Raw genomic sequence first — 13,854 nt, 5'->3', positions numbered from 1 at the left:
TGATTAGAATGACAAAAAAAGATGTAATTCAATTATTAGAAAAAATTGCTATATATATGGAATTAAATGGGGAAAATACGTTTAAAGTATCTGCGTATAGAAAAGCAGCTCAAAGCTTAGAAATTGATGAACGACCACTTGATGATATTAAAGATGTTACTGAATTAAAAGGTATTGGTAAAGGTGTAGGGGAAGTCATTGATGAATATCGTAAAACAGGTGAATCAAGTTATTTAAAAGAATTACAACAACTTGTTCCAGAAGGCTTGATTCCATTAATGAAGATTCAAGGATTAGGTAGTAAAAAAATAGCTAAATTATATAAAGAACTTAATATTACAGATAAAGAAAGTTTACAATTGGCTTGTGAAAGTGGAAAAGTGAGCGAACTAAGTGGTTTTGCTAAAAAAACTGAACAAAATATACTTGAAGCAGTTAAAGCTTTAGGAGCAAAAAAAGATAGCTATCCAATAGACACTATGCGAGGTTTAAATCGTATCATAATCGATTATTTAGAAACAATTGATAGTATTGAGAGATACTCAGAAGCAGGAAGCTTCCGTCGTTATAAAGAAATGAGTAAAGATTTGGATTATATTATTAGTACGGAGCATCCAGACGAAGTACAACAACAACTTTTAAATATACCTAATAAAGTTAAAGATGTTGCTGTTGGCCAAACGAAAGTTTCATTAGAGTTGACGTACGATGATGAGACTATTGGCGTAGATTTTCGCCTTATTGAGCCAGTTGCGTTCTATCACACATTACAACATTTTACAGGTTCTAAAGATCATAACATTCGTATAAGACAAATGGCTAAAGCGCAAAATGAAAAAATAAGTGAATATGGAATTGAACAGCAAGATGGCACTTTACTTCAGTTACAGAGTGAGGAAGAGATTTATCAACATTTCGGTAGTGAATGGATTGCACCTGCCTTACGTGAAGACGGTAGCGAATTTGATAAAGATTTAAGTGAAATTATTACTTTGGATGATATTAACGGAGATATTCATATGCATACCACATATAGTGATGGTGCTTTTTCTATTAGAGATATGATTGAAGCAAATATAAAAAAAGGCTATCAATTCATGGTGATTACTGACCATTCACAAAGCCTTAAAGTCGCAAATGGGTTACAAGTTGAACGTTTATTACGTCAAAATGAAGAAATTAAGAAGCTAAATGAAGAATATGCAGAAATAGATATCTTTTCAGGCACAGAGATGGATATTCTTCCTGATGGCTCGTTAGATTATGATGATGATGTGTTATCACAACTTGACTATGTTATAGCTGCGATTCACCAAAGCTTTAATCAATCAGAAGAAGAGATTATGAAACGTTTGGAAAATGCATGTCGAAATCCATATGTACGACACATCGCTCATCCAACAGGACGTATTATCGGTCGTAGAGAAGGGTACAAACCGAATATCGATCGATTAATGAAGTTAGCAGAAGAAACAAATACAATAATGGAAATTAACGCAAATCCTAAGCGAATAGACTTAAATGCTGAAACAGTTAAAAAATATCCTAATGTAAAATTAACAATTAATACAGATGCTCATCATATTGATCATTTAGACTTTATGAAATATGGTGTAGCCACTGCTCAAAAAGGGTTTGTAAATAAAGATCGAGTAATTAACACAATGTCTCGTCAAGCATTTAAGGATTTTGTTGGAAATAATAAAAAGTTGAAGAAATAGAGGGATTGTATGAGACAAAAAACATTAGACGTCTTAGAATTTGATAAAATCAAGTCATTTGTAGCTTCGGAAACAATAAGTGACTTAGGGCGTGAAAAAGTGTCTAAGATGTCTCCAGCCACTGACTTTGAAACAGTAGAATTTCAAATGAATGAGACAGATGAAATTTCACAAATTTATAATAAACATCGTTTGCCAAGTTTAAGTGGTTTAGCCAAAATTTCACCATTGATTCATCGTGCAAATATAGGTGGCGTATTAAATGTTACAGAGCTAAATTTAGTTAAACGTTTAATTCAAGTTCAAAATCAATTTAAGACATTTTATAATCAATTATTAGAAGAAGATGAACAAGTTGTTAAGTATCCAATTTTGAATGATAAAATGAACCAATTACCAATTTTATCGGATCTTTTCCAAGAGATAAATGAAAAATGTGATACACACGATTTATATGATAGCGCAAGTTATGAATTGCAAGGTATACGAAGTAAAATTTCAAGTACAAACCAACGCATAAGACAAAATTTAGACCGTATCGTTAAAAGCCAATCCAATCAGAAAAAATTATCTGATGCTATTATAACGGTACGCAATGATCGTAATGTTATACCGGTTAAAGCTGAATATCGCCAAGATTTCAAAGGGATTGTTCACGATCAATCTGCCTCTGGACAAACGCTTTATATAGAACCATCATCGATTGTAGAAATGAATAATCAAATCAGTCGTTTACGAAATGATGAGGCAGTAGAACGTGAGCGAATTCTAACAGAATTAACAGGTATGGTTGCTGCCGAAGCAGATGGTTGCTTAATTGCTGAATCAGTCATGGGACAAATTGACTTTTTAACAGCTAAAGCACGATATGCACGCTCAATTAAAGGAACGAAACCTACGTTTTACAAAGATAGAACCGTTTATTTACCTAATGCATATCATCCACTATTAAATAAAGATACGGTTGTAGCTAATACAATTGAATTTGTTGATGATATTGAAACTGTCATAATTACAGGTCCAAATACGGGTGGTAAAACGGTTACATTAAAGACACTTGGATTAATTATTATTATGGCACAATCAGGATTGCTAATTCCGACATTAGATGGTAGTCAGTTAAGTGTCTTTGAAAATGTTTATTGTGATATAGGTGATGAGCAATCAATTGAACAATCACTATCCACTTTTTCTTCACATATGAAGAATATTGTGGAAATTTTGCAAGAGACAGATAAAAATAGTTTAGTTTTATTTGATGAATTAGGTGCAGGTACTGATCCAAGTGAAGGTGCAGCGTTGGCGATGAGTATCTTAGATCACGTTCGTGAAATAGGTTCATTAGTAATGGCTACAACACATTATCCAGAATTGAAAGCATATAGCTATAATCGTAAAGGTGTCATGAACGCTAGTGTTGAATTTGATGTTAATACGTTAAGTCCCACGTATAAATTGTTGATGGGTGTACCTGGTCGTTCTAATGCATTTGATATCTCCCGCAAATTAGGACTTAGCTTAGGTATTATTAATAAAGCTAAGACCATGATTGGGACAGATGAACAAGAAATTAATTCAATGATTGAATCTCTTGAAAAGAATTCAAAACGTGTTGATGAACAACGAATAGAGTTAGATAGACTTTTAAAAGAAGCCGAAATAACACATGACGATTTAGAGCAACAATACGAGCAGTATAAAAATTATGAGAAAAGATTGATGGATGAAGCTAAAGAAAAAGCAAATCAACGTGTTAAATCTGCTACTAAAGAAGCGGATTCAATCTTAAAAGAGTTAAGAACATTACGTGATCAAAAAGGTGCAGATGTCAAAGAACACGAACTTATTGATAAAAAGAAACAATTAGATGATCAATATGAAGAGAGATCAATAAAACAAGATGTACAAAAACAAAAATATGATGAAATACATGAAGGTGACGAGGTCAAAGTATTATCATATGGTCAAAAGGGCGAAGTATTAGAACTTGTAAATGAAGAAGAAGCAGTTGTTCAAATGGGTATTATTAAAATGAAATTACCTATTGAAGACCTTGAAAAAACTAAAAAGAAAAAAGAGAAACCAACTAAGATGGTAACTCGACAAAATCGTCAAACAATTAAAACTGAATTAGATTTACGAGGTTATCGTTATGAGGAAGCGGTTGGCGAATTAGATCAATATATTGACCAAGCTGTCTTGAGTAATTATGAGCAAGTTTATATTATTCATGGTAAAGGTACCGGTGCACTCCAAAAAGCCGTACAGAATCACTTGAAAAAACATAAAAGTGTTAAATCATATCGTGGTGGTATGCCAAGTGAAGGTGGTTTTGGTGTGACAGTAGCTGAACTTAAATAAGGCATAATAAAGTGTAAGCAGTGTTGTTGATTTTTTTAGAAAATAACGTACAATTAAGCCAGTGAAAATAAAAGGAAATGAGTGAGATTCGATAATTATTGACAGACAGTTAATAAGTGAGCAACTCCAATGCACGTACTACTAAAGTCTGTTATAATTTGCTCATCATTCAAAATTTAAGGAGGATTGGCATTTATGGCAATCGTAAAAGTAACGGATTCAAACTTTGATGAAAATATTCAATCAGGCGTTAAATTAGTTGATTTCTGGGCAACTTGGTGTGGACCTTGTAAAATGATCGCACCAGTTTTAGAAGAATTAGCTGGAGATTATGATGGAAAAGCTGATATTTTAAAATTAGATGTTGATGAAAATCCATCAACAGCAGCTAAATTTGAAGTAATGAGTATCCCAACTTTAATCGTATTTAAAGACGGTGAACCAGTTGATAAAGTAGTAGGTTTCCAACCTAAAGAAAACTTAGCTGAAGTATTAGATAAACATCTTTAAGAATAATTTGAACGTATATGAGACTGGGGCATTACATAGAATGTAATAGCTCCGTCTTTTTTATATGTAGTTAATTTTATGGGAAGGAGGATAAATGTTGTTAGACTACAAAGAGAAAATTAAAAATAAATTAAGTGTAGTTCCATTTGAACCGGGTTGTTACTTAATGAAAGATCGTAATGATCTAGTGATTTATGTCGGCAAAGCCAAGCGTTTAAGAAATAGATTACGTTCATACTTCACAGGTGCACATGATGCAAAAACTACTCGGTTGGTAGGAGAAATCCAAAATTTTGAATTTATAGTAACTTCAAGTGAAACTGAATCCTTGCTTTTAGAATTAAATTTAATTAAACAGTATCAGCCTCGCTACAATATTCTATTAAAAGATGATAAAAGTTATCCATTTATAAAAATTACTAAAGAAAAGCATCCAAAGTTAATTGTTACGCGTACAGTTAAAAAAGGTACTGGAAAATATTTTGGACCATACCCTAATGCTTATTCAGCTCAAGAGACAAAAAAGTTATTAGACCGTATTTATCCTTTTAGAAAATGTGATAAAATGCCTGATAAATTATGTCTTTATTATCACATTGGACAGTGTATGGGACCATGTGTATATGATGTTGATCAACAAGTTTATGCACAAATGACTCGTGAAATAAGTGATTTTTTAAATGGTGAAGATAAAACTATACTTAAAAATTTAGAAGATCGTATGATGGATGCTAGTGAAAAATTAGATTTTGAACGTGCAAAAGAATATCGTGATTTAATACAACATATTCATAATTTAACTAAAAAACAAAAAATTATGTCATCTGATAATACGATTCGAGATGTGTTTGGTTATAGTGTCTCTAAAGGATGGATGTGCATTCAAGTCTTCTTTATTCGTCAAGGTAATTTGATACAAAGAGATGCTACAATGATTCCTTTACAACAGCAATCTGAAGAAGAAGAATTTTATACATTTATAGGTCAATTCTATAGTTTAAATCAGCATATATTACCCAAAGAAGTACATGTTCCTAAAAATTTAGATAAAGATATGATTCAATCTGTAGTAGATACTAAAATTGTACAGCCAGCTCGTGGCACAAAAAAAGAAATGGTAGATTTAGCAAACCATAATGCGGAAGTCGCTCTTGAAAATAAATTCGAGCTAATTGCTAGAGATGAATCACGTACGATAAAGGCAATAGAGGAGCTCGGTGAACGAATGGGTATACAAACACCTATTCGTATTGAAGCATTTGATAACTCAAACATACAAGGTGTAGACCCTGTGTCTGCTATGGTAACCTTTGTTGATGGAAAATCAGATAAAAAAGGTTATAGAAAATATAAAATTAAAACAGTTGATGGACCTGATGACTACAAATCAATGAGAGAAGTTGTTCGTCGTAGATACACACGTGTTCTAAATGAAGGCTTACCGTTACCTGATTTGATTATAGTTGATGGTGGGAAAGGACATATGTCAGGTGTATTAGATGTTCTAGAGAATGAACTAGGACTGGATATTCCGGTCGCTGGATTAAGAAAAAATGATAAACACCAAACGTCAGAGTTACTTTATGGAACAAATGCAGAAGTTGTACCATTGAAGAAGAATAGTCAAGCATTCTATTTATTACATCGAATTCAAGATGAAGTACACCGTTTCGCAATTACATTCCATCGTCAAACACGTCAAAAAACAGGATTACAATCAGTATTGGACACTGTTGATGGAATTGGAAGTAAACGCAAGACAAGTTTGTTAAGAACATTTGGATCGATTAAGAAAATGAAGGAAGCGAGTGTAGAGGATTTGAAGAAAGCAGGACTTCCTGAAAAGGTTGCACTAAACTTGCAGCAAGCATTATCAAATGATTAATTAAAAAAAGGGCTATGAGAATTATTCTCATAGCCCAAAAACATATAAAAAATGTTACAATACAGTTAACAAAAAGTTTATTTTTTTAAGAAAGTATGGAAGCGTTTTCTAATTGAGAAACATTATCATTAAAGTGTTTTTATTAATGATTAATGTAATACTAGCATTCCTCATTAAAACAAATATGATTTATTTACTTTTTTAAGTCCTACTTGTTTACATAGTTCTTAATTGAACCGATATTTATTGATTATTGTCACAATAATTTAACAATGGACAAGTACTAAAAAAAATAGTAAATCATTATGATGTTTCTTGATTGTAAAGACTTTCTTATAAATAAACTATTTAAATCAATAGTTTTACAGGGGGGACTCCTTTTGGCAAAGTCTAAAAATGAATTCTACCTTAGACGTGTTCACTCATTACTAGGTATTATTCCAATTGGTGCATTTTTAGTTGTTCATTTAATTGTGAACCATCAAGCAACACAAGGGGCAGAGGCTTTTAATAAGGCGGCTGGCTTTATGGAATCAATTCCATTTTTATTAGCAGTTGAATTTTTATTAATTTATATTCCAATTTTATATCACGGTTTGTATGGTATTCACATTGCATTTACAGCTAAAGAAAATATCGGTCATTATTCTTTATTTAGAAACTGGATGTTTGCATTACAAAGATTTTCAGGTATTGTGACATTCGTATTTATCTTCATGCATTTATGGCAAACTACAATTCAAAAATACTTCTTTGGTAAAGCAGTTGATTTTGAATTGATGCACAAAACACTTGAAAATCCAATTTGGGTTATCGTATATATCGTTTGTGTATTATGTGTTATTTTCCATTTCTCAAATGGTTTATGGTCATTCTTTGTAACATGGGGATTCTTACAATCTAAACAATCACAACGTGTATTTACTTGGATCTCTTTAATCGTATTCTTAGTTCTAGGATACATTGGAGTATCTGCAATTTTCGCATTTGTATAAAACACAATTTGTAATCATATATAGTACGTTGAATTTTAGATAAGTATTTATATCACGTACTTATCAAATGAGCTTAAGCAATTACGTTAAGCTATCGATATATTTTAGGGGAGTGACTTTTCTATGGCAGAGAAAAAAATTATTGTTGTCGGTGGAGGACTTGCTGGTCTGATGTCAACAATTAAAGCTGCAGAACAAGGTGCGCATGTAGATTTATTCTCAATTGTACCTGTTAAACGTTCGCACTCTGTTTGTGCCCAAGGTGGTATTAACGGTGCGGTAAATACCAAAGGTGAAGGGGATTCTCCTTGGATTCACTTTGATGATACAGTTTATGGTGGGGACTTCTTAGCAAACCAACCACCTGTTAAAGCTATGGCTGAAGCTGCTCCATCAATCATTCATTTATTGGACCGTATGGGCGTTATGTTTAGTAGAACAAAAGAAGGGCTATTAGACTTTAGACGTTTCGGTGGTACGCTTTATCACAGAACTGCTTTTGCAGGTGCAACTACTGGTCAACAATTATTGTACGCGCTTGATGAACAAGTACGTTCATTTGAAGTAGATGGATTAGTAACTAAGTATGAAGGTTGGGAATTCCTAGGAATTGTCAAAGATGAGGACAATGCTGCAAGAGGCATCGTAGCTCAAAATATGACAACTTCTGAAATTAAATCATTTGGTTCAGATGCCGTTATTATGGCAACTGGTGGACCTGGTATCATTTTCGGTAAAACAACAAACTCAATGATTAATACAGGTTCAGCGGCATCAATTGCATACCAACAAGGTGCTAAATATGCAAATGGTGAATTTATTCAAATTCACCCAACAGCTATTCCTGGTGATGATAAATTACGCCTAATGAGTGAATCAGCACGTGGTGAAGGTGGTCGTATTTGGACATACAAAGACGGTAAACCTTGGTACTTCTTAGAAGAGAAATATCCTGATTATGGTAACTTAGTACCTCGTGATATTGCAACGCGTGAAATCTTTGATGTTTGTATCAATCAGAAATTAGGTATAAACGGGGAAAACATGGTTTACCTTGATTTATCTCATAAAGATCCACATGAATTAGATGTTAAACTTGGTGGTATTATTGAAATTTACGAGAAATTTACGGGTGATGACCCACGTAAAGTTCCAATGAAAATTTTCCCTGCCGTTCACTATTCAATGGGTGGCTTATACGTAGACTATGATCAAATGACTAATATTAAAGGATTATTTGCAGCTGGGGAATGTGATTTCTCTCAACATGGTGGTAACCGCTTAGGTGCCAACTCATTATTATCTGCAATCTACGGTGGTACTGTAGCTGGTCCTAATGCAATAAAATATGTTGAGAATGTAGAAACAACATATACTGAATTAGATGACAGCATTTATCAAAAATGTGTCGATGAAGAGCAAGAACGCTTTGATAAATTATTAAATATGCGTGGAACTGAAAATGCATATAAACTTCACCGTGAACTTGGTGAAATTATGACAGCGAACGTAACAGTTGTTCGTGAAAACGATAAATTATTAGAAACAGATAAAAAAATCGTTGAATTAATGAAACGTTATGAAAATATTGATATGGAAGATACACAAACTTGGAGTAACCAAGCTGTATTCTTCACTCGTCAATTGTGGAATATGTTAGTTTTAGCACGTGTAATTACAATTGGGGCTTACAATCGTAACGAATCTCGTGGCGCACATTACAAACCAGAATTCCCTGACCGTAATGATGATGAATGGTTAAAAACAACATTAGCTGAATATCAAGGTAGAGAAGAAGCGCCTAAATTCACTTATGAACCAGTTGATGTAAGTTTAATTCCACCACGTAAACGTGACTATACAAGTAAGTCTAAAGGAGGTAAAAAATAATGGCTGACAATCAATCAGTAAAAGACACTCCCGAAGAACTTCGCCAAAACGATAATAATACAAATGAAAAAGAGCAAAAAGAACCAAAACAAAAATCAATCAAGTTGATTATCAAACGACAAGATAATCAAGATTCTAAACCGTATGAAGAAACGTTTGAAATTCCTTATAAAGAAAATATGAACGTAATCGCATGTTTAATGGAAATCAGACGTAATCCAGTAAATAATAAAGGTGAAAAAACAACACCTGTTACATGGGATATGAACTGTTTAGAAGAAGTTTGTGGTGCTTGTTCAATGGTCATCAATGGACGTGCTAGACAATCATGCTCAGCAATTGTTGATCAATTAGAACAACCTATACGTCTTGAACCAATGAGTACTTTCCCTGTTATTCGTGACTTACAAGTGGATCGTACTAGAATGTTTGATAACTTAAAACGTATGAAAGCTTGGATTCCTATTGATGGTACGTATGATTTAGGACCAGGACCACGTATGCCTGAGAAAAAACGTCAAACAGCTTATGAGTTATCTAAATGTATGACGTGTGGTGTTTGTTTAGAAGTTTGTCCTAATGTTACTCAAAATAATAAATTCGTTGGTGCTCAGGCAATTTCTCAAGTTCGTTTATTCGACTTACATCCAACTGGTGCAATGACTAAAGACGAACGATTAGACGCTTTAATGAGTGCTGGCGGTTTGCAAGAATGTGGTAATTCTCAAAACTGTGTAAATGCTTGTCCGAAAGGTATTCCTTTGACAACTTCTATCGCAGCTATGAATAGAGAAACAACATTCCATATGTTTAAATCATTCTTCGGTTCAGACCACAAAGTAGATTAATATATACATTTAATTATAATTTGAAAAGTAGTTAATGATTCTTAATTGAATTGATTAACTACTTTTTTCTTTATAAAGCTTTTTAAGATATGTATATGAATGCTTAATCGGATTAGTCAAACTCTTAGCATGTATATGATAAAATAAATGTATTATGTGTTATAAGGATGAATGAAGATGAACAAACCAATTGGTGTTATAGATTCAGGTGTAGGTGGTTTGACAGTTGCTAAAGAAATCATGCGTCAATTACCCAACGAAACAATTTACTATCTAGGGGATATTGCAAGATGTCCTTATGGTCCAAGACCTGGTGATGAAGTTAAACAATTTACTACTCAACTTGCTAATAAATTAATGCAATTTGATATTAAAATGCTTGTAATAGCTTGTAATACAGCTACCGCTGTAGCATTAGAACATTTGCAACAATTGCTGCCTATTCCAGTTATTGGAGTTATTGAGCCAGGGTCAAGAACAGCCATTATGACTACTAAAAATCAAAATGTTTTAATTTTAGGGACTGAAGGAACAATTAAATCTGAGGCGTATAGACATCATATTAAGCGCATTAACCCAAACGTACATGTTTATGGTGTAGCTTGCCCTGGGTTTGTTCCACTAGTTGAACAAATGCGCTACGATGACCCTACAATTACAAGTATTGTCATTCATCAAACGTTAAAGCAGTGGAGAAATACTGATGCAGATACGATAATTTTAGGATGCACACACTATCCATTGTTATATAAGCCTATAAATGATTATTTTGGAGGAGAGAAAAAAGTTATTTCCTCTGGATTAGAAACAGCACGTGAAGTTAGTGCTTTATTAACTTTTAGTAATGAACATGCGAGCTATACACAACATCCAGAGCATAGATTCTTTGCTACTGGAGATACAGTACATATTAAAAATATCATTCTACAATGGTTAAAATTAGATGTTGAAGTTGAACGCATCAGTGTAGATGAATAATCAAGGAGGAATATGAATGACAGACATCGTAATTGCTACAAATAATAAAGGTAAAATTAATGATTTTAAATCAATTTTTCCCAATGACAATGTGATAGGTATATCAGAACTAATAAAAGACTTTGATGTAGAGGAAACGGGAACAACTTTTGAAGAGAATGCACGATTAAAGTCTGAAGAAGCTGCAAAAGTATTGAATAAACGTGTGATAGCAGATGATAGTGGATTAGAGGTATTTGCTCTAAATGGCGAACCTGGCGTTTATTCAGCTAGATATGCAGGATTAGATAAGAGTGATGATGCTAATATTGATAAATTATTAAAGAATTTAGATAGTATCGAAAATCGAGATGCACAATTTGTTTGCGTCATTAGTATGAGTGCACCTAATGAAACTACTCAAACTTTCAAAGGTACTGTTTCTGGAGTGATTACTACTGAAAGACAGGGCGAGCATGGTTTTGGTTATGATCCTATTTTCTATGTGCCTGAAAAAGGTAAAACTATGGCTCAACTTACTGCAACAGAAAAGAGTAAAATCAGTCATAGAGGTAATGCAATTAAAAAATTGAATGCTTATTTGGAGAGTGAAAAGTAATGACAAAGTGGCTTATCGTCAGTGACAATCATACAGAATCTGGTATTTTATATCACTTATATGAAGCGCATAAGGATGCTGATGTTTTATTACATTTAGGGGATTCAGAATTTGAATATAATGATACTGAACTAAGCCTATATAGAAGAGTAAAAGGGAATTGTGACTTTTATCCTGAATTTCCTAATGAAGAAGAAGTGGAAATTAAAGGTTTAAAGGCTCTATATACTCATGGACATTTGTATTCAGTAAATCAAACTCGTATGCATTTAGCACAAAAAGCTAAATCTCAGGGATGTCAATTTGCATTTTATGGTCATACTCATGTTGCAAAATATGAGCATTTAGATGGTGTACATGTCATAAATCCAGGCAGTATATCACAATCTCGCAGTGGTATTGAAGAAACGTTTGCCGAACTCATTATTGATGAAGTGAATGGTAGGGCTATTCTAAATTATAGAAATCGAGATAATCATATTATAGAAACGATTGAATTTGAACTTTGATATATAGACACTTAAGCATTTAATTAACTCCTAAGTGTTTATTCCAATACATATAATATTGGTTAATAGAATATTAATATTGAATGGAGTTTTTAAATTGAGAAGTGAAAAACTAACGTCTTTAACGTTTTATTTTGCAATAGTCACTTTGGTCATTTCAATAATTAATTTAATACTTACATTTAAAAACTAAATTTTTTAGGTAAAAAAGTTGTTGATCACGTGTCAAATACGTGTCAAAAATTTTTAAACTAACAACATAATAATATTATCTTAGAAACTCGTCATAACATGGCGGGTTTTTCTATTTTTGGTGCAGTTTAGCTTAGTTACAAGACAAAATAAAAAGAACGCCGTCATAACAGCGTTCTCAACCTAAAAATATATGTAATTTTTAGTTAATGACGTCCTGGGAGGGATACTATAAACCTTATAACGACGGGTTTCATGGGCTTTCGAGTCCCTAATGGGTCCCTAAAAATCACATTGCACTTATAATTTGTGTTGCTTTTTCATCTTCTTCTTTATATGTTTCTTCAAGTAAATGTGAATATACTTCTGTTGTTACTGATATATTTTTATGACCTAATCTTTTAGAAATGTAATAAATAGAAATGCCTTTTGCTAATAAATATGAACAGTGAGTATGACGTAATGCATGTGAAGTAATTTCTTTGATACCTAGATTATTACAATATACTTTCAATCGTTTGTTAACTGCGTTGTTTGTCAATTCTCCAAATACAGTACCGTCGATAGTTCTAGGTAACTGATCAATTGATTTGATGATATGGTTCATGTCTTTTTGACTAATAGATACATAGCGAGGGGACGAATCTGTTTTATGCTCATCAATATATATTTCGCTTTTAACTTGATTAATATATTCACGTTTTAGATTCAAAGCACCACTTATACGACAACCAGTACATATCATGATAAATAGTACAAGTGATGATGCATTATCTTTAGTCATCAAATGCTGTTTTAACACTTCGTAATCTTTTAGATTGATATATTTGCTATCTTCACTTTTATTTGGGTTGTTGGCTCTATAACTCACTTTAAAAGTTGGGTTCTTAGATATAAGTCCCTCATATACTGCATCATCTAATGACGTTCTAATATAACCATTCAATTTCCTTATCGACTCTTTAGAATGATTTTTTGAAAATTCATTAATAAAATCTTGATAATGATATCTGGATAAGTCTTTCAGTTTCTTTTTACCGATAGGATGATTGTTGATATGTTCAATTGCAGAGGTATAGGACTTATATGTTTTAGGTGTCACTGTTGATTTTTTAAACGTTTCACACCAGGTTTTAAAATACTCGTACAATGTTAAATTAGGTTCGTACTCGATGCCTTGTTTTAACTCATTCAACTTATCTAACCCAGCAGAATTAGCCTCACGTTTCGTTCTGAAACCTTTCTTACGATACCGTTTGCCTTCATATTTAAATTCATATTGCCATTTTTTACCGTCATAACATCGTGTTTGCATGTTATCCCTCCTAAAAAGGTAAAAAATAATAAGGGTACTAGGTACCCAATAA

The 13,854-nt window shown here is 32.7% G+C and carries 11 protein-coding genes; 10 read left to right on the top strand and 1 reads right to left on the bottom strand.

Annotation, left to right across the window (positions count from 1 at the left end):
* Nucleotides 1–8 precede the first annotated feature (8 nt).
* From polX to HMPREF2715_RS04905, 10 genes are all read left to right on the top strand, one after another.
* Nucleotides 9–1,721 carry a DNA polymerase/3'-5' exonuclease PolX gene (gene polX / locus HMPREF2715_RS04950; RefSeq protein WP_070581271.1) on the top strand — a complete coding sequence of 571 codons (1,713 nt, stop codon included), beginning with the start codon at nucleotides 9–11 and terminating at the stop codon, nucleotides 1,719–1,721.
* Between the two features lie 9 nt (nucleotides 1,722–1,730).
* Complete coding sequence (locus HMPREF2715_RS04945) at nucleotides 1,731–4,082, top strand: endonuclease MutS2 (RefSeq protein WP_070581270.1); 2,352 nt, start codon at nucleotides 1,731–1,733, stop codon at nucleotides 4,080–4,082.
* Nucleotides 4,083–4,277: 195 nt separating this feature from the next.
* On the top strand, nucleotides 4,278–4,592 hold the full coding sequence (gene trxA / locus HMPREF2715_RS04940; protein ID WP_011276093.1) for a thioredoxin: 315 nt from the start codon (nucleotides 4,278–4,280) through the stop codon (nucleotides 4,590–4,592).
* 97 nt (nucleotides 4,593–4,689) lie between these two features.
* Nucleotides 4,690–6,477 (top strand): excinuclease ABC subunit UvrC, encoded by a 1,788-nt coding sequence (uvrC, locus tag HMPREF2715_RS04935; RefSeq protein ID WP_070581312.1) that lies wholly within the window; start codon nucleotides 4,690–4,692, stop codon nucleotides 6,475–6,477.
* Between the two features lie 380 nt (nucleotides 6,478–6,857).
* On the top strand, nucleotides 6,858–7,472 hold the full coding sequence (locus tag HMPREF2715_RS04930) for a succinate dehydrogenase cytochrome b558 subunit (RefSeq protein WP_011276091.1): 615 nt from the start codon (nucleotides 6,858–6,860) through the stop codon (nucleotides 7,470–7,472).
* 123 nt (nucleotides 7,473–7,595) lie between these two features.
* The gene (gene sdhA, locus HMPREF2715_RS04925; RefSeq protein WP_070581269.1) at nucleotides 7,596–9,362 is read left to right on the top strand and encodes a succinate dehydrogenase flavoprotein subunit; all 1,767 of its coding nucleotides are present in this window, start codon (nucleotides 7,596–7,598) and stop codon (nucleotides 9,360–9,362) included.
* On the top strand, nucleotides 9,362–10,210 hold the full coding sequence (gene sdhB / locus HMPREF2715_RS04920) for a succinate dehydrogenase iron-sulfur subunit (RefSeq protein WP_070440219.1): 849 nt from the start codon (nucleotides 9,362–9,364) through the stop codon (nucleotides 10,208–10,210). Before sdhA ends, sdhB begins: the two co-directional genes overlap by 1 nt.
* A gap of 177 nt (nucleotides 10,211–10,387) precedes the next feature.
* A complete protein-coding gene (gene racE / locus HMPREF2715_RS04915; protein ID WP_037549449.1) occupies nucleotides 10,388–11,188 on the top strand; it encodes a glutamate racemase in 801 nt (266 codons plus the stop codon).
* A gap of 16 nt (nucleotides 11,189–11,204) precedes the next feature.
* Nucleotides 11,205–11,786, top strand: a complete 582-nt coding sequence (locus HMPREF2715_RS04910) for an XTP/dITP diphosphatase (protein ID WP_070581268.1) — start codon at nucleotides 11,205–11,207, stop codon at nucleotides 11,784–11,786.
* Nucleotides 11,786–12,295, top strand: a complete 510-nt coding sequence (locus tag HMPREF2715_RS04905; protein ID WP_070440215.1) for a YfcE family phosphodiesterase — start codon at nucleotides 11,786–11,788, stop codon at nucleotides 12,293–12,295. Before HMPREF2715_RS04910 ends, HMPREF2715_RS04905 begins: the two co-directional genes overlap by 1 nt.
* Before the next feature lie 481 nt (nucleotides 12,296–12,776).
* Here HMPREF2715_RS04905 and HMPREF2715_RS04900 read toward each other — a convergent pair whose 3' ends face one another.
* On the bottom strand, nucleotides 12,777–13,802 hold the full coding sequence (locus tag HMPREF2715_RS04900; protein ID WP_070839563.1) for a tyrosine-type recombinase/integrase: 1,026 nt from the start codon (nucleotides 13,800–13,802) through the stop codon (nucleotides 12,777–12,779).
* Nucleotides 13,803–13,854: the final 52 nt, after the last annotated feature.

Origin of the sequence: Staphylococcus sp. HMSC062A01 (genome assembly GCF_001836805.1) — a bacterium.
Taxonomy (GTDB): domain Bacteria; phylum Bacillota; class Bacilli; order Staphylococcales; family Staphylococcaceae; genus Staphylococcus; species Staphylococcus haemolyticus.
Note: the sequence above shows the minus strand (reverse complement) of the source record. Positions and strands in the feature narration are given on the sequence as shown.